Source organism: Roseovarius atlanticus, from assembly GCF_019802205.1.
Lineage (GTDB): Bacteria > Pseudomonadota > Alphaproteobacteria > Rhodobacterales > Rhodobacteraceae > Roseovarius > Roseovarius atlanticus_A.
This window is the reverse complement of the sequence record NZ_JAHVHQ010000003.1, coordinates 1,532,243-1,551,931: the sequence shown is the minus strand read 5'-3', so window position 1 is coordinate 1,551,931 and position 19,689 is coordinate 1,532,243. Positions and strand designations below refer to the sequence as shown.

Here is a 19,689-nt window from a genome sequence, read left to right as displayed (position 1 = left end):
AGAGGGGCGCTGCCCCTCCGGTCGAAACGATGTTTCGACCTCCTCCCCGGGATATTTGTGGCCAGAGGAAGACAGCCGCTCAGGCGCGGGCTGACAGCGCGGTTTCGAGATCGCCGTAGCCGGTGAAACGGTATTCGAACTCGAGCCCGAGTCGGTCGGCGCAGTCCTCTGCCTTGGCTTTCAGCGCCGGGTCCTCGACCTGCGCCTGGTAGACCAGCGTGGTGTAGTTGCCGAAGATCATGTCGCGCAGTTCGGGGTGGCGGTCGAGGCCCATGGGTTTCCACACGAAGGCGTCGAACTGCTTGACCAGGAAATCTGTCAGGTAGAAGGCGGTGATCTCGTCGCGGGCGGCGAAGGTCTCGTTGCCCTCGAAGAAGGAATAGCAATGCGGGCCCTCGACCATCTCGACGCCCAGCTCCCGGCATTTCGCCTGCAAGAGGCCGCCGGTGCCGCAATCGGCATAGACGACGAAGATGTCGTCATAGGCGTCGCGATGCTCGGCCACCGTTTCCTCGACCGCCGTGACGATCTTTTCGGGGTAAAGATGGTATTTCGCGGGCAGGCATTGCAGCACCATGTGATCCCATCCGTTGGCGCGCTTCAGCGCTAGGATCTCGCGCGCCAGCGCGCCGCAGGCAATGAGCAGGATGTTTCCCTTCGCCCGCTCGGCATATCCGTCCTCGGTCAGGGTGCTGTCGCTCAGCAGCATCTCAGCGCCCGCCGCCACGCAGGCCGATGAAGCGCACCAGCAGGTAGACCCCCAGCACCAGCGGCACCGCAACCATCCAGTTCTCCGACAGCGCCTCCGGCCCCCAGGCCGAGGTCAGCAGGAAAATCGTGCCGCCCGCAGCGGCGATCACGACAAGCAACAGAAGCACCAGTTTGTTGAGCGGCATCGCGAAGGTCCTTTCCGCAACAGACATAAGCGCAGTCACCCGACGAAAAAAGCCCCGCCGGGTCGGGCAGGGCCTTGTCGTTCACCCAAGGGCAGGGGCTCAGCCCGTGGCGCCCTGGTTGTGCTTGCGGCCCACCAGGTCCTTGGCGGTCTCCACCGCCACGGCGGCGTCGCGGCAATAGGCGTCGGCGCCGATGGCCTTGCCGAATTCCTCGTTCAGCGGTGCGCCACCCACCAGCACGATGTAATCGTCGCGCAGGCCCTGTTCCACCATCGTGTCGATCACGACCTTCATGTAGGGCATCGTGGTGGTCAGAAGCGCCGACATGCCCAGGATGTCGGGTTTTTCGGTTTCCAGCGCCTCGAGATAGTTCTCGACCGGGTTGTTGATGCCCAGGTCGACCACTTCGAAGCCCGCACCTTCCATCATCATCGACACCAGGTTCTTGCCGATGTCGTGGATGTCGCCCTTGACGGTGCCGATCACCATCTTGCCGACGCGCGGCGCGCCGGTTTCGGCCAGCAGGGGCTTGAGGATGGCCATGCCGCCCTTCATCGCGTTGGCCGCCAGCAGAACCTCCGGCACGAACAGGATACCGTCGCGGAAATCCTTGCCGACGATGGTCATGCCGCCCACCAGCGCCTCGGTCAGCACCTGGTAGGGTTGCCAGCCACGCTCGAGCAGGATGTTGACGCCTTCCTCGATCTCTTCCTTCAGACCGTCATAGAGGTCGTCGAACATCTGCTGGACAAGTTCCTCGTCGTCCAGTTCGCTGAGGATGATGTCGTCTTCTTCGTCGGACATGTGCTTTATCCCTTGGTGTGGCGCGTGGCCCTGTGTCTAGCCTCCGCGATTACGTCCATTTTGTCGCACACGACTTTCCAATTCCGACATGCGCGGTTCTTGCACCGACAGATAGCGCAGATTCCGCGCGGCCTTCAGTGAAAAACTTCCATACTGACTATGAGCTTGTTGCATATGTTCTCTTAATGTTCCTATAATCGGGCCATGTCAGATAGCTCCGATACCGTCGATCCGCGGTTGCGCCGTCCGGGCCGGGGCGCGGTCAGCAACGCCGTGGGCCGGTACGAGCGGCAGGCCCGCAGTTTCGAGGATGACGGCTGGAACGCCGCGCCCGAAGAGGCGGCGCTGCGCACGCGCGTCAGCATCGAGCGGCCGCGCAGCATCATCACCTACAACCGCTCGCCCGATCTGCCTTTCGACCGCTCGATCAACCCCTACCGGGGCTGCGAGCATGGCTGCATCTATTGCTTTGCTCGGCCCAGCCACGCCTGGCTCGGCCTGTCGGCGGGGCTTGATTTCGAGACCCGGCTGGTCGCGCGCCCTGACGCGCCCCAGGTTCTGGCCGCCGAGCTGCGCAAGCCCGGCTACCGCGTGGCGCCCATCGCCATCGGCACCAATACCGACCCTTACCAGCCCATCGAAAAGACCCATGGCATCATGCGTGCCTGCCTGCGGGTGTTGTCGGAGTTCAACCACCCCGTTGCCATCGTCACCAAGGGCAGCCTGGTGGAGCGCGACATCGACATCCTGTCGGACATGGCCGCGCGCGGGTTGGCACGGGTGGGTGTTTCCGTCACCACGCTCGATGCAGCGTTATCCCGCGCGATGGAGCCGCGCGCACCGGCCCCGGCCCGCCGCCTCAAGGTGATCGGGCGGCTGGCGGATGCAGGCATTCCGGTGCGCGCCATGGTCTCGCCGGTGATCCCGGGCCTGACCTGCCACGAGATGGAGCCGATCCTGAAAGCCGTCGCCGGGGCAGGGGCCGGCGCCGCCAGCTGGATCATGCTGCGCCTGCCGCTGGAGGTCTCGCCGCTCTTCCGCGAATGGCTGGCCCAGACCTGCCCGGACCGGGCCGCGCGGGTCATGGGCCATGTGCGCGACATGCATGGCGGCAAGGATTACGCCTCGGACTGGGGCCGCCGGATGCGCGGCTCGGGGCCCTATGCCGAGATGGTGGCCCAGCGGTTTCGGGTCGCGGCACGGCGGCTGGGGCTGGACGCGAAACAGCCCCCTTTGCGGTGCGACCTCTTCGCGCCGCCGGCGCGGGCCGGGGACCAGATGGAGCTGTTCTGAGGTGGATGATCACATCGGTGTGGGCGCGTGGGTTTTCACCCACCCTACGGGTCCGCACGACAACGCGCCGGGACCTGTCCTGCTACCGTAGGGTGGGGTTCCACCCCACCGCCGCGCCCTGACTCCGCGCAAACCCGACCCGGAACCTCGATGCCGCCGTAGGGTGGGTGAAAACCCACGCACACCCGCCGCAATCTCTACAACTTCCGCACCTTCAGCTTGGTCAGCCGGTTGTCTTCCTTCTCCACCACCTCGAACCGAAAGCCGTGGAAATTGAACACCTGTCCCACCTCGGGGATGATCTGCGCCTCGTAGATCACCAGGCCCGCCACGGTGTTGGCCTGATCGTCCGGCAAGGTCCAGTCCGTTGCGCGGTTGAGGTCGCGGATCGTCGTGCCCCCGTCCACCAGGAATTGCCCGTCATCGCTGCGCCCCACCGGGTGGTCGCCATCGGGGTCGAACTCATCGGTGATCTCGCCCACGATCTCTTCCAGGATGTCCTCCAGCGTGATCAGCCCCTGAAGGTCGCCATACTCGTCCACCACCAGCGCGAAATGGCTGCGCATCCGCAGGAACTGGCGCATCTGGTCGTCCAGCGTGGTGGTCTCGGGCACGAAATAGGGATCCATCGCCACGTCGCAGATATCGAACGTGGCCAGCGCCCCGCGTGCGCCCTCGGCCTTCAGCGCCAGCGTGTGCATGGCGCGCAGCAGGTCCTTGGCATGGACGATCCCGATGATGTTGTCGGGGTCGTCACGATAGATCGGCAGCCGCGTGTGGTTGGATTTCAGGCACTGGTCCAGGATCGCCTCGGGCTCCAGCGCCGCGTCGATCATCTCGATCTGGCTGCGGTGCAACATGATCTCCTCGACCGCCCGGTCGCCCAGGTCCAGCGCGCCCAGGATGCGGTCGCGGTCCTCTTTCTCGACCACCCCCTCGGAATGGCCCAGGTACAGCGCCCCCGCGATTTCCTCGCGCACTGCCAGGATCTGGCTGTCGGGATCGGTCTTCACCCCGAACACCCGCAGCACGCCGCGCACCAGCAGGCGCACCGCCGACACGACCGGCGAAAAGATCACGATCACCCAGCGGATCACCGGGGCCGCGTGCGAGGCCGCCGCCTCGGCATTGGTGATCGCATAGGTCTTCGGCAGCACCTCGGCAAAGATCAGCACCAGGAACGTCATCACCAGCGTCGCCAGCGCCACGCCGCTCTCGCCGAAGGCGCGGGTGAACAGGGCGGTCGCCAGCGACGTCGCCAGGATGTTCACCAGGTTGTTGCCCAGAAGGACCGAGCCGATCAGCCGCTCGTTGTCCTCGGTGATCTGCAGCGCCCGTTCGGCGCCTTTCGATCCCTTGTCGGCCCGCGCCCGCAGCTTGCCGCGCGACGCGGCGGTCAGCGCGGTTTCACTGCCGGAAAAGCAGGCGGACAGAACCAGAAGCAGAAGGATCGCACCGGCAGAGATCCAGAAGGCGGTGTCAAAGGTTGGCGAAACGGGGTCCATTGTCCAAAAGTCACGTTATGCGTTGCAGGGGTTATGGGGCGTGCAGGCGGGGCATTCAAGGAAACTGGTGCGGAAACTTGCAGATTTGGGGACGCAGGGCCCGTGAAGGGGCTTCCACGGTCCCGAGCCCGGGACATCGCGCCTGCAATCGGTCAGTCGCCGTCCGTCGACCTGCCGCCCGCCGCCTTGCGCGCCTCCTGCGCCAGCGGGTGCGCGTCGAACACCAGGTCGCGCAGCCGGTCTTCCAGCACATGGGTATAGATCTCGGTCGTGCCCACATCGGCATGACCCAGGAGCGTCTGGATCGTCCGCAAATCGGCGCCCCCGGCCAGCAGATGCGTGGCAAAGGCATGGCGCAGGGTGTGTGGCGACACCCGCTCGGGGCTGATCCCCGCCGCCACGGCGAAATCCTTGACCAGCAGGAAAAAGCGGTTGCGCGTGATGTGACCCGCCTTGCCGCTCGACGGAAACAGAAAGGCCGAGGCTGGTTTGCCCTTGGCCTTCGCCGCCTCTTCCGCCGCATCGCGCACCGTCAGCCAGGCGTCCAGCGCCCCGCGGGCCGGGGGCGACATCGGCACCAGCCGCTCCTTGCCGCCCTTGCCGCGCACCAGCAGCATCTGCGGCTCGCCCCGGCAGGACGCCACCGGCAACGAGACCAGTTCGCTCACCCGCATACCCGTGGCATAGAGCAGTTCCATCAGGCAGGCATTGCGCACCCGGTCGGCCTTGTTCCGCCCGGTCTGCCGAGCGGCCTCCAGCAGGCGGTCCACGTCGCCCAGTTCCAGCGTCTTGGGCAGGCGCTTGTCGCGGCCCGGGCCGCGGATCTGGATCGCCGGGTTGTCCTCGCGCAGCCCCTCGTCGAAGGCAAAGCGATAGAATTGCCGGATCGCCGACAGTCGCCGCGCCCGCGTCGACCGCGCCAGTCCCTGCGCGTCGCAATGCACCAGATAATTCTCGATATCCGCCTGCGCCGCGCGCGCTGCATCCTTGCCGCCGCGCGCCAGCCACTCTGTGAAATCCGTCAGGTCCCGGGCATAGGCCTGCAAGGTATTGCGGGCCGCCCCCGCCTCGGCCGCCTGCGCGTCGAGGAAATTCGCCAGCCAGTGCCGCGTGCTCACGTGCCCGCCTTCAGCAGCAGGATCTGCAGCGCCGCCTTGCGCGCGGTGTCCTCCAGCCCCACTGCCCGCAGCGTCGACAGGCCCGCCACGATATCGCTGGCCTGGTTCGGACCGGCACCGTCCAGTTGCAGCGCCGCCGTCAGGATCGCCTGTCCCAGCCGCCCGGCCTCCAGCATGTCGGCATGGTCTGGATGGGCCGCCGTGGCGGCAAACGCTTCTGCAATCGCAATCTGCGGCGTCTCGCTGGCCAGGTCGGCGTCGGGCGTGCCCTGGGCCAGTCCCACCAGGAACCGGCCGCGCGCATCGTTCGTGGCAAGTTTCGGCGCCAGCGACTCGTAATCCTGAGACAACAGCGCCACCTCGAAGGCCGCCTCGCGCCCGCGGCCCTGCAGATCCAGCGTCGACAGCGACTGGGCAAAGAGCGTGGCAAACGCCACCCCCAGGCCCTCGCGTTTCATGTCGCGCCACAGGTCGGGCAGGATCTGCCCCACGGCTTTCGCGTCGGTGTCGAGGATCGCCTGTTCCAGGTCCTGCACACCCGCCACGCGGTCCCACACCCCGCCCGACGCAGCCGGGCTCTGATCGGTGTAAAGCCCCAGCAGGCGATTGGCGGGCAGGGCGCCAGTGCGGGTCAGCCGTTCGGCGGCTTCGATCTCGGCCTTCAGCCCGGTCAGCCCGCGCATGTCGGCCACGGCGAACTCCCGCGGCAGATTGCGCGTCGGCAGGGGCGTTCCGGCCGCCTCGTACAGCCGGTAGAGCAGCGGCGTCATGGTCGCGGCCGGCGCCAGCGTGGTGTCCGCATCGATCGTTTCGGGGTCCAGGAAATGCGCCAGCAGGCGTTCGCTCGGGGCATCCAGCACCCCCAGTGCCGTCGCCGTCTCGTAGGTCAGCGCGGCGGTCTGCCAGTCCCCCGTGCGCGCCCCGCAATAGATCCGCGCATCGTACTGGTCCGACAATTCGGGTTCCTGCGTCAGGGCGGAACAGGCTTCGTTCTCGGTGCCGCTCAGCAGCGCCAGGTCGAACCACTGATCGAACAGATCGGCATCGTAGGGCCCCGCCTGCTGCACCAGCGCCAGCGCCGGCTCGACCGCGCCCATCTTGCGCAGCGCGCCCAGCCGAGCCCGCAGGAACCGCGCCTCCGCGCCTGCGTCGGCGGGCGCCTCGGCCTCGGCCAGCAACAGGGTATAGTAAAGCGCCTGGATCGCCGGCAACGGATCGGACGGCAGCCGCGAGAACAGCGAGATCAGCGTGTCGGTGCTGCTGCCGGCCCACAGGTTCGGCGGCAGCCCGGTGGTGCTGCCGGGCAGCAGTCCCGCCGCGTCGGGCCGTGCGCCATCCAGCGGCATCACGTCCACGTCCGGCACGACCGCGCCTTCCGCGTCGCTCTCGGGCGGGGGCTGCAAAGGCGCTTCCAGGGGTCTCGCCACGCTGATCGGCGCCGGGTCGTTCAGCCAGTCGATGGCCCCCAGCGGCTCCTGCGCCAGGGCGGGGGCCGCGAAGGCGATGGAAAAGACAACGGTATCAAGAGTCTTCAAGTATGATTTCCTGTCGAATTTCTTCCCGGTCGGGCGAGAAATCCGCCCCGAAAAATGGTCCGAGATAGGCATAGCCCACCAGCGCGAGGAACGCCAGAATGCCAAGGTAGATCAGCCATTTGATCAGTCTGAACATGAAGTGCCTGCCCGTTTATTGCCGTCTTTTACCACTTTATAACTGGCAATTTCATCAAGATCACGTCATTCAGTGCACGAAAAGTTACGATTGGCATAGGAGCGCCGACAGTGGCCGCCGGGGAGCGTTGGCAGTTGAAGAAAACCGTTGTGCTGGTGGGGATGATGGGAGCCGGAAAAACGGCTGTGGGAAAGGCTTTGGCGGCCATTCTTGATGTGCCTTTCCTTGATTCGGACGTCGAGATAGAGGCCGCGGCCAACATGAAGATTTCCGAGATTTTCGCCCGCGACGGCGAGACGTTCTTCCGCGACCGCGAAACCCAGGTCATCGATCGCCTGCTCGACAGCCAGCGCGGCATCCTGTCCGCCGGCGGCGGCGCGTTCCTGTCCGAACGCAACCGCGACCTGATCCGGGCCAAGGGCGTGTCGGTCTGGCTCAAAGCCGATCTCCGGCTTCTGTGGAACCGCGTAAAACACAAGGATACCAGGCCCTTGCTGCGCACGGCTGATCCTTACAGGACGTTGAAGGATCTCTACGAGACGCGGCTGCCGTATTACGAAATGGCCGATCTGGCCGTGCCCGCCCATGCGTCCTACACGATCGACCAGATGGCCACGAAGGTCCGCGACGCGCTGGAGCAACGCCCGGATGTACTGGAGCAGATGACATGACCGAACTCGTTCACGTGGGCCTGGGCGACCGCGCCTACGACATCCACATCGGCCCGGGGCTTCTCGGGCAGGCCGGGGCGCTCGTCGCGCCGCTCCTGCGTCGTCCCCGCGTGGTCATCGTGACGGATGACGCCGTGGGCGCGCTGCACCTCGCCACCCTGCAGGCGGGGTTGCGGGCGGGCGGCATCGACAGCACCGCGCTGGCGCTGCCCCCCGGCGAGGCCACCAAGAGCTGGCCGCAGTTGGAACGCTGCGTCGAATGGCTCCTGTCCGAGAAGGTCGAGCGCAGCGATGTCGTGATCGCACTCGGCGGCGGTGTCATCGGTGACCTGGTGGGGTTTGCCGCTTCCGTCCTGCGCCGGGGTGTGCGGTTCGTGCAGGTCCCCACCAGCCTTCTGGCGCAGGTCGACAGCTCGGTGGGCGGCAAGACCGGGATCAACGCGCCCCAGGGCAAGAACCTGATCGGCGCGTTCCATCAGCCCAGCTTGGTCCTGGCCGACACGGACGTCCTCGGGACGCTGAAAAACCGTGATTTCCTGGCGGGTTACGGGGAGGTCGTAAAGTACGGCCTGCTTGGGGATGCCGCGTTTTTCGACTGGCTCGAAACCCACGGTCCCAGCGTGGCCGAAGGAGATATGGCGGCACGTATTACGGCCGTCAAACGCTCGGTCGAGATGAAGGCCGAGATCGTCGTCGAGGACGAAAAGGAACATGGCCGCAGGGCGCTTCTGAACCTGGGCCACACCTTCTGCCACGCGCTCGAGGCCGCCACCGGCTATGGCGACCGTCTGCTGCACGGCGAAGGCGTCGCCATCGGCTGCGCTCTGGCGTTCGAACTGTCCAGCCGCCTCGGCCTGTGTTCGCAGGAGGATCCCAGCCGCGTGCGCGCCCATCTGCGCGACATGAAGATGAAGGTCGATCTATCTGATATCCAAGGCGATTTGCCCGATGCGGATGGCCTGCTCGACCTCATGGGCCAAGACAAGAAAGTGGTCGACGGCAAGCTGCGCTTCGTCCTCGCGCGCAGCATCGGCGACGCCTTCGTGGCAGAAGACGTGGACATGACCGAGGTCCGCAAGGTTCTAAACGACGCACTCGCCGCCCGCTGACCGCGCCCTCGGACCGGCCCGCCATACGCGTAGGGTGGGTGAAAACCCACGCGCCGCACGGGTCACTCCGTCCCGATCGCCTTTGCCGCGTTCACCCGCGCCGACAGCTCCTCCAGCGTCTCCACCCGCTCGCTGTAGCGATCCGTCAGGTACCCCGCCTGTCCGCGCGTCAGCACCGTGAATTTCACCAACTCCTCCATCACGTCCACCACCCGGTCATAGAGCGGCCCCGGTTTCATTCGGTCGGCCTCGTCGAATTCGTCCCAGGCTTTCGGAACCGAAGACTGGTTCGGGATCGTCAGCATCCGCATCCAGCGCCCCAGGATCCGCATCTGGTTCACTGCGTTGAAGCTCTGGCTGCCGCCGCTGACCTGCGCCACGGCCAGCACCTTGCCCTGCGTCGGCCGGATCCCCCCGATCGGGGCCAGCGGAATCCAGTCGATCATGCTCTTCATCACGCCGGTCATCGCGCCATGCCGCTCGGGACTGACCCAGACCATGGCTTCGGACCACAGCACCAGATCGCGCAGCTCGGCCACTTTCGGATGGCTGACCTCCGCATCGTCCGGCAGGGGCAACCCGTACGGATCATACGTCCGCGTCTCCGCGCCGAGATGGCGCAGCACCCGCGCCGCTTCTTCGCTCAACAGCCGCGAAAACGACCGCTCCCGCAAACTGCCATAGAGCAGCAGCACACGCGGCGCATGGGCGGCGCGTTCCGCAGGGAACAGCTTGCCTTCGTCGATATCGGGCAGGGCGCCCGCCTTCAGGTTCGGCATCTCGTCCGTCATCGCGCACCCTCCCGTTCAACCGAGTGCCCCGGAAACCGCGCCCGTGTCCGGTTGGCGAAGGCCACCAGCGACAGCATCACCGGCACCTCCACCAGCACGCCAACCACCGTGGCCAGCGCCGCGCCCGAGTTGAGGCCGAACAGACTGATCGCCACGGCCACCGCCAGTTCGAAGAAATTCGAGGTCCCGATCATCGCGCAGGGCGCCGCCACCCGGTGCGGAACGCGCATCACGTAGGCCGCGCCATAGGCCAGCGCGAAAATCCCGTAGCTCTGGATCAGGATCGGCACCGCGATCAGCGCGATCACGAAGGGGTTCGCCAGGATGATGCTGCCCTGCAAGCCGAACAGGATCATCACCGTCGCGATCAGCCCGATGATCGACCACGGCTTCACCCGTGCCGTGAACGCCTCGATGGCGGTTTCCGAGCCCAGCATCCGCCGCGTCACCAGCCCCGCCACCAGCGGCAGCACCACGTACAGCACCGTCGCCGTCACCAGCGTCTGCCACGGCACGGTGATGTCCGTGACGCCCAGCAGCACCGCCACGATGGGCGCAAAGGCCACCACCATGATCAGGTCGTTCACCGACACCTGCACCAGCGTATAGGTCTCGTCGCCGCGGGTCAGTTGCGACCACACGAAGACCATCGCCGTGCAGGGCGCCGCCCCCAGCAGGATCAGCCCCGCGATATACTGCGCCGCATCCTCCGGCGCGATCCACGGCGCAAAGACGTAGTCGAAGAACAGAACCGCCAGCAGCGCCATGGTGAAGGGCTTGATCAGCCAGTTGACCACCAGCGTGATCACCAGCCCCTTTGGCTGTTTCGCCACCGCCGGAATGGTGCTCAGGTCGACGCCGATCATCATCGGATAGATCATCGCCCAGATCAGCACCGCCACCACCAGGTTGATCTGCGCGACTTCCGCCGCCGCGACCGCCTCCACCAGCCCCGGCGCCACGACGCCCAGCGTGATGCCCAGCACGATGGCCAGCGCGATCCAGACGCTCAGGTAGCGTTCGAACACGCCAAGTCCGCTGTCCTGCGCGGTGTCGGCTCTGTCCGTCATGCTTGCCTCTCTTTCGGTTCTGTCGCGATCAACACTTGAGTGAAATCTCGTCGATAAGCGACTGGCATTGCGCCGGAGTTCCGCCGCAACAATCCTCCATCAGGAATCCCAGCAGCCCGCGGATCCCCTCGATCTCGGCCCGGTAACGCACCGATCGACCCTCTCGCGCCGCCCGGATCAGCCCGGCTTGCGACAGGATCGACAGATGGGCCGACATGGTGTTCTGCCGCACCGCGCAGCGTGCCGCGATCTCGCCCGCCGCCAGGCCCTCGGGGCCGGCCTGCATCAACAGGCGAAACACGTCCAGCCGCGTGTCCTGCGACAGCGCCTGAAGGGCGGAAAGGGCGGCTGGCTTATCCATATATCGAGAATTATGGATATATTGCCCGCAGCGCAAGCGACGTTTCCATGACACGAGGCCGCTGCCGCCACGGCAGCATAGCGGTTCAGGAACAAAACCCATCGCCACCCGTTCCGCCGGGGAAAGGCCCGCAGTCCGGCCGCACACTCGAAATGAAAGGTCGATCTTCATGAAAGCCGCCCTCCACGACACGTTCGGCGACCCGGCAAAGGTCCTCTACGCCACCGATACCGACACGTCCGAACCGGGCGAGGGGCAGGTGCGCATCAAGACCCTGCTGTCGCCCATCCACAACCACGACCTCTGGACGGTCCGCGGCACCTACGGCTACAAGCCTTCGCTGCCGGGCGCCATCGGCGGCTCCGAAGCGGCGGGCATCGTCGATGCCGTGGGCGCGGGCGTCGATGACAGTCTCAAGGGCCAGCGCGTCGCCGTCGCGGGCGTCCACGGCACCTGGGCCGAGCATTTCCTCGCCCCGGCGAACGGCCTCATGCCCTTGCCCGAGCAGATTTCCAACGAGCAGGGCGCCCAGCTCATCGCGATGCCGTTCTCGGCCATCTCCCTGCTCGACAGCCTGAAGGCCGACAAGGGCGACTGGATCGTCCAGACCGCCGCCAACGGCGCGGTGGGCCGCATCGTGGCGGTTCTGGCAGCCGAACGTGGCATCAACCTCGTCAACCTCGTGCGCCGAGAAGAGGCCGCGCAGGGCCTGCGCGATGCCGGCACGTCCAACGTCATTTCGACGTCCGATGACGACTGGACCGACCGGGTGCGCCAGGCGGTCGGCGACGGCAAACTGGTGTCCGCCATCGACTCCGTCGGCGGCGACATCGCGGCACATCTTGTCGATGTCCTGTCCGGCGACGGCGAGTTGATCGTGTTCGGCACCGCCACGGGCGACCCGATGCCGCTGTCCTCGGGGCCTCTCATCATGAAGCAGATCACGATCAAGGGATTCTGGGGCGCGCGTGTCGGGTCCGAGATGGACCCTGACCACCGCGAGAGCCTGATGAAAGAACTGGTAACACTCGCCGTGCAGGGCAAGCTTCCGCTCGCAACGGACGGCACGTATTCCCTCGATCAGATCACTGACGCCGTGACCGCCTCGCTGACACCCGGCCGGGACGGCAAGGTGATGCTGAAACCCTGAGGCCCGAACGGCCCCGTTTTCTTGCAAAGAAAACGCCCCGGAATTTTCGAAAATTCCGGGGTGCCAAGCCGTTACCCGGCGATCTTCACAAGCGCGTGCCGCTTCTTGCCCGCCGACAGCTTGATCGGGTGGGCCAGCGCCTGCGCGTCCACCATCAGTCCCGCATCCGTCAGCGGCTGGTCGTCCAGCCTGGCCCCGTTCTCGGCAATCAGGCGCTTGGCCTCTTTCCCTGAACCCGCCAGCCCCGATTTCACGATCAACTGCACGATGGAGATCCCGTCGCCGACCTCCGCCGCCGACAGCTCCAGCGTCGGCAAATCGTCCCCGACGCCACCTTTCTCGAACACTTCCCGCGCCGTGGCCTCGGCGTTTTCCGCCGCCTGCGCCCCGTGCAAGAGGGTGGTGACCTCGTTCGCCAGGATGACCTTGGCCTCGTTGATCTCCGCTCCCGCCAGCGCGCCCAGCCGCTCGCATTCCTCCACCGGCAACTCGGTGTAGAGCTTCAGGAACCGCCCCACATCGGCATCCATCGTGTTCCGCCAGAACTGCCAGAACTCGTAGGGCGAGCGCATGTCCGCATTCAGCCACACCGCGCCATCTGCCGACTTGCCCATCTTGCGCCCGTCCGCCGTCTCCAGCAGCGGCGAGGTCAGGCCGTAGATCTCGTGGTCCAACACCCGCCGCGTCAGGTCGATCCCGTTGACGATATTGCCCCACTGGTCCGACCCGCCCATCTGCAACAGGCAACCATAGCGCCGGTTCAGCTCCAGGAAGTCATAGGCCTGCAGGATCATGTAATTGAACTCGAGGAACGACAGCGATTGCTCCCGGTCCAACCTTGACTTGACCGATTCAAACGACAGCATCCGGTTGACCGAGAAATGCCGCCCGATGTCGCGCAGGAATTCAAGGTAGTTCAGCCCGTCCAGCCATTCGGCATTGTTCAGCATCAGCGCGTCCGTGGCCCCGTCGCCATAGGCCAGGTAGCGCGCAAAGACCTGCTGCATCCCGTTGATATTACTCTCGATCTGCTCGGGCCCCAGCAGCGGGCGCTCGTCCGACCGGAAACTCGGGTCGCCCACCTTCGTGGTCCCGCCGCCCATCAGGGTGATCGGCTTGTGCCCGGTCTTCTGCAACCAGCGCAACATCATGATGTTCAGCAAGTGCCCCACATGCAGCGACTGCGCCGTGGCGTCATAACCGATATAGGTGGGCACCACGCCCGCGCTCAGGGCCTCGTCCAGCCCCTGGTAATCGGTGCAGTCGGCCAGAAAGCCGCGCTCGATCATCGTGGCCATGAAATCCGATTTGGCGTGGTAGGTCATATCGCTTGTCCCAGCTGGTTTTGCGCGGCATGTATAGGGATGGTTCAGGCGAAGGAAAAGGCCATGTTGAAGGCCGGTTTGAAGAGTGGCCCGGTCTGGGCATTGGGGGCGATGTCGGGCACCTCTCTCGACGGGGTCGATGCCGCCATGGTCCAGACCGATGGCGAGACGATCTTTGCTTTCGGCGACAGCGCCTACCGCGCCTATTCTCCCACCGAGGAAGCCGTCTTGCGCGACGCCCTGGGCAAGTGGCCGGACGAGGTCGGGCAGGAGGTCCTGCCGCTCGTGCAACAGGCCCATATCGACGTGCTTTCGCGCTTTCAGGGCGCGCAGATCGTCGGGTACCACGGCCAGACCCTGGCGCATGACCCGCAAGGGCGCGGCACGCACCAGCTGGGCGATGGCGAGGCGCTGGCGATGCATCTCGGCCTGCCGGTGATCTGGGATTTCCGCTCGGCCGACGTGCGCCTGGGCGGCGAGGGCGCGCCGCTCGCCCCATTCTTCCACTTCGCCTGCGCCAAGTGGATGGGGGCGGACCGCCCTCTGGCGTTCCTCAACCTCGGCGGCGTCGGCAACATCACCTGGATCGACCCCACCCGCGACCGCCCCGAACAGGACGGCGCGCTCCTGGCCTTCGATACCGGCCCCGCCAACGCGCCCGTCAACGACCTGATGATGCAGCGCCGGAACCAGCCTTGCGACCGCGACGGCGCATTGGCCCTGCAGGGCACCGTGGCGCAGGGCGCGCTCGAACTCTTTCTCGACGAGCCGTATTTCCGCAAGATCCCCCCCAAAAGCCTCGACCGCGACGCGTTTTCCGACCTCTACTCCCTCGTGCACGAACTCTCCGACGCCGACGCCGCCGCCACCCTCACGGCCATGAGCGCCGCGTCGGTCCTGCAGGCGATGGAACATTGCCCATCCCCGCCCGAACGCCTGCTGGTCTGCGGCGGCGGGCGCAAGAACCCGGTCATGATGGCGATGCTGCGCGCCGCGCTCGATGCCGTGGTCGACCCGGTCGAGGCCGTGGGCCTCGACGGCGACATGCTCGAAGCGCAGGCCTTCGGCCACCTCGCCGTGCGCGTGTTGCGCGGCCTGCCCACATCCTGCCCCGCGACAACCGGCGTCGCGGCGGCGGTGGCAGGCGGAACTGTCAGCTGGCCGGACGGGAGTTCGCGATGAAATACGACCTGGACACCGGCATGGGCACCCGCATCGGCCTCGTGGTCCTCAGCACCGACGAAACACTGGAAACCGAGGCGCGTCATGTGCTTGCGGGTCGCGACGTGGGCGTGCATCACACCCGCATCTTTTCCGACAACGAGGTCAGCCCCGAAAACCTGCTGTCCATGCAGGAACGCATGGCCGCCTCCGCAGCCCTTCTGCCGGGCGGGCTGGATGCGGTGGGCTACGGCTGCACCTCCGCCTCGGCGCTGATGGGCCCCGACCTGGTCGAAGGGCAGGTGCAGCTGGACCATCCCGGCGTGCCGGTCACCAATCCGATCAGCGCCGTGGTCGCCGGGCTCCGGGCGCTCAATGCCTCGCGCATCGCCATGGTCACGCCCTATTCGGCGCAGGTCGTCGCCCCGATGCGGACATTCCTCGAATCGCGCGGCATCGAGGTGGTGCACAATCTCAGCTTCGGCGAAACCGACGACCGCCGCGTCGCCCGCATCACCGAAGCCTCCACCCATGCCGCCGTCACCGAGGCAGCCAGGGCAAAGGGTGTGCAGGCGATCTTCACCTCCTGCACCAACCTGCGCACCTTCGGCGTGATCGACGCGCTGGAATCCCAGCTGGGCCTGCCGGTCGTCAGCTCCAATCAGGCCCTGATCTGGCACGTTCTGGGCCGCGCGGGCACGGAGGCCCGGGGCTGGGGGCCGGGCCGGCTCTTCCAAACCGAGGGCGTGCGCACCGCCATCGCCTGACCGCGTAGGGTGGGCGACAACCCACGCGGGCATATCGCCCAAGGATCGCCACCCACCGCGTCTGCACCGCCGCAATGGCAGGCAGGACGCTGAAAAACCCGACCATTGCCGGCGGAAACCGCGCATGCTCCCAACATCCACGAGACAGATCGCGAAAAGACGCGTTAAGCTGCGCCGTGGGGGAGGTGCATCACGTGCATTACGTCCCCCCGGAAAAGATAAAAAACGGCTGCCAAAAGGCCGGTCCAACAAGGAGAAGAGAATGGATTTCCTCGACAAACTGACGCGCGACCTGCGCACGCGCCGGATCTCGCGCCGCCGCTTCATGCAACAGGGCCTGGCCGCCGGCGCCACGGTCTCGGCGCTGTCGCTGACCGCCGACATGGTCCGGGCCCAGACCCCGAAAAAGGGCGGACATTTCCGCGTCGCCCGCGGCCACGGCGCCACCACCGACAAGCTCGATCCCGGCGTGATCGAGAACGGCTACACCATCGGTCTCTCGCTCGGCGGCTACCAGGGCTACCTGACCCAGATCGGCACTGACGGCGGCCTGGAACCGTCGCTCGCCGAAAGCTGGGAATCCTCGCCCGACGCCAAGACCTGGACGTTCAAGCTGCGCGACGGTCTGGAATTCCACAATGGCCGCACCGTCAAGGCCAGCGACGTGGTGGCCTCGATCAACCACCACCGGGGCGAGGGCAACACCTCCGCCGCCGGTCCGTTGGTCGCGCCCGTGGTCGACCTCAAGGCCGATGGCGATCTCGTCGTGGTGGTCGAACTGGAATCCGGCAATGCCGACTTTCCGTTCATCATGACCGACTACCACCTGCCGGTGATGCCCGCCAACGAGGCCGGCACGATGAACTGGCAGGATTACATCGGCTGCGGCTCCTACGTGCTCGATAATTACGACGCCGGCGTCAGCTCGCAGCTCTCGCGCCACCCCAACCACTGGTCCGATGACGTGGCCTTCTTCGACACGGTCGAGGTGCTGTCGATCATCGACCAGAACGCGCGCACCTCGGCGCTGGTCTCGGGCGACGTCCACGTGATCGACCGGGTCGACCTCAAGACCGCCGCTCTTCTGGGCCGCCGCCCCGGCGTCAACCTGAAAACCACCACCGGCACGCTGCACTATTCCCTGCCGATGCTCTGCGACGTCGACCCCTATACCGACAACAACATCCGCCTCGCGGTGAAATACGCCATCGACCGGCAGGAACTGGTGGACAAGATCCTCTTCGGCTACGGCGAGGTCGGCAACGACCACCCCATCGGCTCGGGCCAGCGGTTCTACAACGACGAACTGGAACAGCGCCAGTACGACCCTGACAAGGCCAAATTCCACCTCAAAGAGGCCGGCCTCGACTCCCTGCAGATCGAGATCATGGCCTCCGAGGCGGCCTTTGCCGGGGCGGTCGACGCGGCCATCCTGATCCAGAACTCCGCCAAGGGCGCCGGCATCGACCTCAAGGTCAACCGCCAGCCCAATGACGGTTTCTGGGCCGACCACTGGATGAAATCGCCCTTCATCACCAGTTACTGGAGCGGGCGTCCGGTGGAGGACCAGATGTTCTCGACCACCTACCAGACCGGCGTGTCGTGGAACGAGTCGCACTGGTCCAACGAGCGTTTCGACAAGTTGCTGGTCGAGGCCCGCGCCGAACTCGACGAGGCCAAGCGCCGCGACATGTATTTCGAGATGCAGAAGATCCTGAACGAAGAGGGCGGCTCGGCCATCCCGATGTTCGCGTCCTACGTCTTCGGCGTGGGCGACGATGTCGGCATGCCCGAACAACTTGCCACCAACTGGGATCTGGACGGCGAACGCTACATGGAACGCTGGTGGCTCAACAGCTGACCTGACGGGCAGGGTGGGGCGCCCGGACGACCGGCACGCCCCACCTTTCGCCATGCGCCGGACGACATCGCATCCCTTGGAAACGCGGCGTTGCAAAGCGGATGTCGGCACCCGCGATGTGCGGCGGCTGACGGTCCGCCTGTGCCCGGTTCTGTGCAAAAATCATGCGTCCACAAGCGTTTTTCACGTTGCTCGCACAGGTTCCCGCAGAAAAGCCGCCTGATTTTTCGGCATGGTTTCCGACGCTGCAGCCCATGGTCAATGCACAGGCATTGGCTTGATTTTATTGAGTAAATTCAAAACGTCCAAAGTCCGGTCACCGTGTCGCGCCACCTCGGTCGCGCCGGATAAGTTCATTGACAGCTTAACGTCGGCCCCTCAGCCTAGGGTCAGTCACGAAAGAAATGGGAGATTTGAAATGGCTAGATTTTTGCCCACGTCCTTTGCCGCCGCGGTCGCCGCGGGCATGGCACTGAGCGCAAGTACCGCGAACGCCGAGACCTGGCGCTACGCTTTCGAAGAAGCGCTCGACGAGGTCCAGGGCGTCTATGCCCAGAAGTTCAAGGAAGAGGTCGAGGCCAATTCCGACCACACCATCCAGCTCTTCCCCTACGGCACGCTCGGCGAATCCGCCGACACGATGGAGCAGGCCCAGGCCGGCATCCTGCAATTCGTCGATCAAAGCCCGGGCTTCACCGGCTCTCTGATCCCCGAGGCGCAGGTCTTCTTCGTGCCGTACCTGTTGCCGCAGGACACCGAGAAGCTGGGCGAGTTCTTCCGCACCTCCAAGGCCATCAACGAGATGTTCCCCGAGCTTTACGCCGAGCAGGGGCTGGAGCTCTTGACCATGTTCCCCGAAGGCGAGGTCTGCATGACCACGCAGGAACCCGTCACCGGGCCGCCCGACCTCGACCAGGTCAAGTTCCGCGTCATGACCAATCCGCTGCTGGTGGAAAGCTACAAGGCCTTCGGCGCCACGCCCACGCCGCTGCCGTGGGGCGAGGTCTATGGCGCGCTTCAGACCGGCATCATCCAGGGCCAGGAAAACCCGATGTTCTTCATCGAGTCGACCAAGATGTACGAGGTGACCGAGGTCATCACCTGCGCCGGCCACAACAACTTCACCACCGCGGTGATGGCCAACCAGGAATTCTACGACGGCCTGTCGGAAGAGGACCAGACCGTGATCCAGAACGCGATCGACGTCGCCTTCGATCACATCATCGACTACCAGAAGGGTCTTCACGAAGAGAGCATCGAGAAGATCAAGGAAGCCAAGCCCTCGATGCAGGTCAACACCCTTTCCGAGGAAGAGCGCCAGCCCTTCATCGAGGCCGGTGCCTCGGTCGAGGAGACGTTCCTCGAAATGACCGGCGATGGCGGCAAGCAGATCCTCGATCAGCTCAAGGCCGACCTGGAAGCCGTCCAATAACAACAACAGCCGTGCGGCGGCCGTGCCTTGCGGGGCGCGGCCGCGGCCGGAACCACTGAACGCGGGGACAGGCTATGTCAGACGAACACGGCTCGCAGATCCAGTCGCAGACCGACACCACCGGGCTGGACGACGAACCCACGGGAGAATACGTCTCCACGCTGCCCGGAATTCTCGGCACGATCGACATTCTCATCAGCAAGATCGAGGCGGTGATGCTCGCCGTCGGCGTGCTCCTGATGGCGGCCAATACCATCGCCAACGTGGTCGGGCGCTTCGTCTTTCAGAACAGCATCTTCTTTTCCGAGGAACTCAACCGCATCCTGATCATCCTGATCACCTTCGCAGGGATCAGCTATGCCGCCCGCCATGGCAGGCATATCCGCATGTCGGCGATCTACGACACCATGCCGCCCAAGGCCCGCAAGCTGATGATGATTGTGATCACGCTGGTCACGGCGGTCTTCATGTTCGGGCTGGCCTATTACGCCTATACCTACATCCTCACCCAGTCGGGCCGCGGCCGCGTGCTGCCCTCGCTTCAGATCCCGGTCTGGATCACGCTCGTATGGGTGCCGGTGGGCTTCTTCATGACCGGGGTGCAGTACCTGCTGACCGCCATCAAGAACATCATCGACAGGGATATCTACCTCTCGACCGCCGTGCTCGAAGGGTATGACGACACCGAGAAGGAGGTCTGAACG

20 protein-coding genes are annotated in these 19,689 nt (G+C 65.4%); 9 read left to right on the top strand and 11 right to left on the bottom strand.

Annotated elements, in window-relative coordinates:
* Nucleotides 1–79: 79 nt before the first annotated feature.
* The 3 genes from KUV49_RS13500 to KUV49_RS13490 all read right to left on the bottom strand — a co-directional run bounded on the left by KUV49_RS13500 (nt 80) and on the right by KUV49_RS13490 (nt 1,700).
* Nucleotides 80–709, bottom strand: coding sequence for a DUF1638 domain-containing protein (locus KUV49_RS13500; RefSeq protein WP_222450398.1), 630 nt, complete (start codon nt 707–709; stop codon nt 80–82).
* Nucleotide 710: 1 nt separating this feature from the next.
* The gene (locus tag KUV49_RS13495; protein WP_222450397.1) at nt 711–896 is read right to left on the bottom strand and encodes a hypothetical protein; all 186 of its coding nucleotides are present in this window, start codon (nt 894–896) and stop codon (nt 711–713) included.
* Nucleotides 897–995: 99 nt separating this feature from the next.
* Nucleotides 996–1,700 (bottom strand): corrinoid protein, encoded by a 705-nt coding sequence (locus KUV49_RS13490; protein ID WP_152492615.1) that lies wholly within the window; start codon nt 1,698–1,700, stop codon nt 996–998.
* 204 nt (nt 1,701–1,904) lie between these two features.
* Here KUV49_RS13490 and KUV49_RS13485 point away from each other — a divergent pair, with 204 nt between their 5' ends.
* Nucleotides 1,905–2,993 carry a PA0069 family radical SAM protein gene (locus KUV49_RS13485; RefSeq protein WP_222450396.1) on the top strand — a complete coding sequence of 363 codons (1,089 nt, stop codon included), beginning with the start codon at nt 1,905–1,907 and terminating at the stop codon, nt 2,991–2,993.
* A gap of 197 nt (nt 2,994–3,190) precedes the next feature.
* Here the strand turns inward: KUV49_RS13485 and KUV49_RS13480 are convergent, their stop codons facing one another.
* From KUV49_RS13480 to KUV49_RS13465, 4 genes are all read right to left on the bottom strand, one after another.
* A complete protein-coding gene (locus tag KUV49_RS13480; protein WP_222450395.1) occupies nt 3,191–4,498 on the bottom strand; it encodes an HlyC/CorC family transporter in 1,308 nt (435 codons plus the stop codon).
* Nucleotides 4,499–4,650: 152 nt separating this feature from the next.
* The gene (locus KUV49_RS13475) at nt 4,651–5,616 is read right to left on the bottom strand and encodes a site-specific tyrosine recombinase XerD (protein ID WP_222450394.1); all 966 of its coding nucleotides are present in this window, start codon (nt 5,614–5,616) and stop codon (nt 4,651–4,653) included.
* A complete protein-coding gene (locus KUV49_RS13470; protein ID WP_222450393.1) occupies nt 5,613–7,151 on the bottom strand; it encodes a hypothetical protein in 1,539 nt (512 codons plus the stop codon). The genes KUV49_RS13475 and KUV49_RS13470 overlap by 4 nt, the downstream gene beginning before the upstream one ends.
* Nucleotides 7,138–7,287 (bottom strand): hypothetical protein, encoded by a 150-nt coding sequence (locus KUV49_RS13465; RefSeq protein ID WP_172978087.1) that lies wholly within the window; start codon nt 7,285–7,287, stop codon nt 7,138–7,140. The genes KUV49_RS13470 and KUV49_RS13465 overlap by 14 nt, the downstream gene beginning before the upstream one ends.
* 110 nt (nt 7,288–7,397) lie before the next feature.
* Between KUV49_RS13465 and KUV49_RS13460 the strand changes: the two genes are divergently transcribed.
* Nucleotides 7,398–7,958, top strand: coding sequence for a shikimate kinase (locus KUV49_RS13460; protein ID WP_315899511.1), 561 nt, complete (start codon nt 7,398–7,400; stop codon nt 7,956–7,958).
* A complete protein-coding gene (gene aroB / locus KUV49_RS13455) occupies nt 7,955–9,067 on the top strand; it encodes a 3-dehydroquinate synthase (protein ID WP_222450392.1) in 1,113 nt (370 codons plus the stop codon). Before KUV49_RS13460 ends, aroB begins: the two co-directional genes overlap by 4 nt.
* Nucleotides 9,068–9,129: 62 nt before the next feature.
* Here aroB and arsH read toward each other — a convergent pair whose 3' ends face one another.
* The 3 genes from arsH to KUV49_RS13440 are packed head-to-tail and all read right to left on the bottom strand — an operon-like array spanning nt 9,130 to nt 11,289.
* Complete coding sequence (gene arsH / locus KUV49_RS13450) at nt 9,130–9,858, bottom strand: arsenical resistance protein ArsH (protein WP_222450391.1); 729 nt, start codon at nt 9,856–9,858, stop codon at nt 9,130–9,132.
* Nucleotides 9,855–10,928, bottom strand: coding sequence for an ACR3 family arsenite efflux transporter (gene arsB / locus KUV49_RS13445; protein ID WP_222450390.1), 1,074 nt, complete (start codon nt 10,926–10,928; stop codon nt 9,855–9,857). The genes arsH and arsB overlap by 4 nt, the downstream gene beginning before the upstream one ends.
* 28 nt (nt 10,929–10,956) lie before the next feature.
* Nucleotides 10,957–11,289, bottom strand: coding sequence for an ArsR/SmtB family transcription factor (locus KUV49_RS13440; protein WP_222450389.1), 333 nt, complete (start codon nt 11,287–11,289; stop codon nt 10,957–10,959).
* 169 nt (nt 11,290–11,458) lie between these two features.
* Here KUV49_RS13440 and KUV49_RS13435 point away from each other — a divergent pair, with 169 nt between their 5' ends.
* Nucleotides 11,459–12,439 (top strand): zinc-binding dehydrogenase, encoded by a 981-nt coding sequence (locus tag KUV49_RS13435; protein ID WP_222450388.1) that lies wholly within the window; start codon nt 11,459–11,461, stop codon nt 12,437–12,439.
* Between the two features lie 71 nt (nt 12,440–12,510).
* Here KUV49_RS13435 and tyrS read toward each other — a convergent pair whose 3' ends face one another.
* Nucleotides 12,511–13,764 (bottom strand): tyrosine--tRNA ligase, encoded by a 1,254-nt coding sequence (gene tyrS / locus KUV49_RS13430; RefSeq protein ID WP_222450387.1) that lies wholly within the window; start codon nt 13,762–13,764, stop codon nt 12,511–12,513.
* Nucleotides 13,765–13,827: 63 nt separating this feature from the next.
* Here tyrS and KUV49_RS13425 point away from each other — a divergent pair, with 63 nt between their 5' ends.
* From KUV49_RS13425 to KUV49_RS13405, 5 genes are all read left to right on the top strand, one after another.
* Nucleotides 13,828–14,946, top strand: coding sequence for an anhydro-N-acetylmuramic acid kinase (locus tag KUV49_RS13425; protein ID WP_222450386.1), 1,119 nt, complete (start codon nt 13,828–13,830; stop codon nt 14,944–14,946).
* Complete coding sequence (locus tag KUV49_RS13420; RefSeq protein ID WP_222450385.1) at nt 14,943–15,692, top strand: aspartate/glutamate racemase family protein; 750 nt, start codon at nt 14,943–14,945, stop codon at nt 15,690–15,692. The genes KUV49_RS13425 and KUV49_RS13420 overlap by 4 nt, the downstream gene beginning before the upstream one ends.
* Before the next feature lie 262 nt (nt 15,693–15,954).
* Entirely contained in the window at nt 15,955–17,553 is a 1,599-nt protein-coding gene (locus KUV49_RS13415; RefSeq protein ID WP_222450384.1) for an ABC transporter substrate-binding protein, read from the top strand.
* Nucleotides 17,554–17,971: 418 nt separating this feature from the next.
* Nucleotides 17,972–18,985 (top strand): TRAP transporter substrate-binding protein DctP, encoded by a 1,014-nt coding sequence (gene dctP / locus KUV49_RS13410; protein WP_222450383.1) that lies wholly within the window; start codon nt 17,972–17,974, stop codon nt 18,983–18,985.
* Nucleotides 18,986–19,059: 74 nt separating this feature from the next.
* Complete coding sequence (locus KUV49_RS13405; RefSeq protein WP_222450382.1) at nt 19,060–19,686, top strand: TRAP transporter small permease; 627 nt, start codon at nt 19,060–19,062, stop codon at nt 19,684–19,686.
* Nucleotides 19,687–19,689 lie beyond the last annotated feature (3 nt).

What these genes read in the sequence shown, in the direction of transcription:
- KUV49_RS13500 (WP_222450398.1), bottom strand. Translation starts at nt 709, where the DNA reads ATGCTGCTGAGCGACAGCACCCTGACCGAGGACGGATATGCCGAGCGG.
- KUV49_RS13495 (WP_222450397.1), bottom strand. Translation starts at nt 896, where the DNA reads ATGCCGCTCAACAAACTGGTGCTTCTGTTGCTTGTCGTGATCGCCGCT.
- KUV49_RS13490 (WP_152492615.1), bottom strand. Translation starts at nt 1,700, where the DNA reads ATGTCCGACGAAGAAGACGACATCATCCTCAGCGAACTGGACGACGAG.
- KUV49_RS13485 (WP_222450396.1), top strand. Translation starts at nt 1,905, where the DNA reads ATGTCAGATAGCTCCGATACCGTCGATCCGCGGTTGCGCCGTCCGGGC.
- KUV49_RS13480 (WP_222450395.1), bottom strand. Translation starts at nt 4,498, where the DNA reads ATGGACCCCGTTTCGCCAACCTTTGACACCGCCTTCTGGATCTCTGCC.
- KUV49_RS13465 (WP_172978087.1), bottom strand. Translation starts at nt 7,287, where the DNA reads ATGTTCAGACTGATCAAATGGCTGATCTACCTTGGCATTCTGGCGTTC.
- aroB (WP_222450392.1), top strand. Translation starts at nt 7,955, where the DNA reads ATGACCGAACTCGTTCACGTGGGCCTGGGCGACCGCGCCTACGACATC.
- arsH (WP_222450391.1), bottom strand. Translation starts at nt 9,858, where the DNA reads ATGACGGACGAGATGCCGAACCTGAAGGCGGGCGCCCTGCCCGATATC.
- arsB (WP_222450390.1), bottom strand. Translation starts at nt 10,928, where the DNA reads ATGACGGACAGAGCCGACACCGCGCAGGACAGCGGACTTGGCGTGTTC.
- KUV49_RS13440 (WP_222450389.1), bottom strand. Translation starts at nt 11,289, where the DNA reads ATGGATAAGCCAGCCGCCCTTTCCGCCCTTCAGGCGCTGTCGCAGGAC.
- KUV49_RS13435 (WP_222450388.1), top strand. Translation starts at nt 11,459, where the DNA reads ATGAAAGCCGCCCTCCACGACACGTTCGGCGACCCGGCAAAGGTCCTC.
- tyrS (WP_222450387.1), bottom strand. Translation starts at nt 13,764, where the DNA reads ATGACCTACCACGCCAAATCGGATTTCATGGCCACGATGATCGAGCGC.
- KUV49_RS13425 (WP_222450386.1), top strand. Translation starts at nt 13,828, where the DNA reads ATGTTGAAGGCCGGTTTGAAGAGTGGCCCGGTCTGGGCATTGGGGGCG.
- KUV49_RS13420 (WP_222450385.1), top strand. Translation starts at nt 14,943, where the DNA reads ATGAAATACGACCTGGACACCGGCATGGGCACCCGCATCGGCCTCGTG.
- KUV49_RS13415 (WP_222450384.1), top strand. Translation starts at nt 15,955, where the DNA reads ATGGATTTCCTCGACAAACTGACGCGCGACCTGCGCACGCGCCGGATC.
- dctP (WP_222450383.1), top strand. Translation starts at nt 17,972, where the DNA reads ATGGCTAGATTTTTGCCCACGTCCTTTGCCGCCGCGGTCGCCGCGGGC.
- KUV49_RS13405 (WP_222450382.1), top strand. Translation starts at nt 19,060, where the DNA reads ATGTCAGACGAACACGGCTCGCAGATCCAGTCGCAGACCGACACCACC.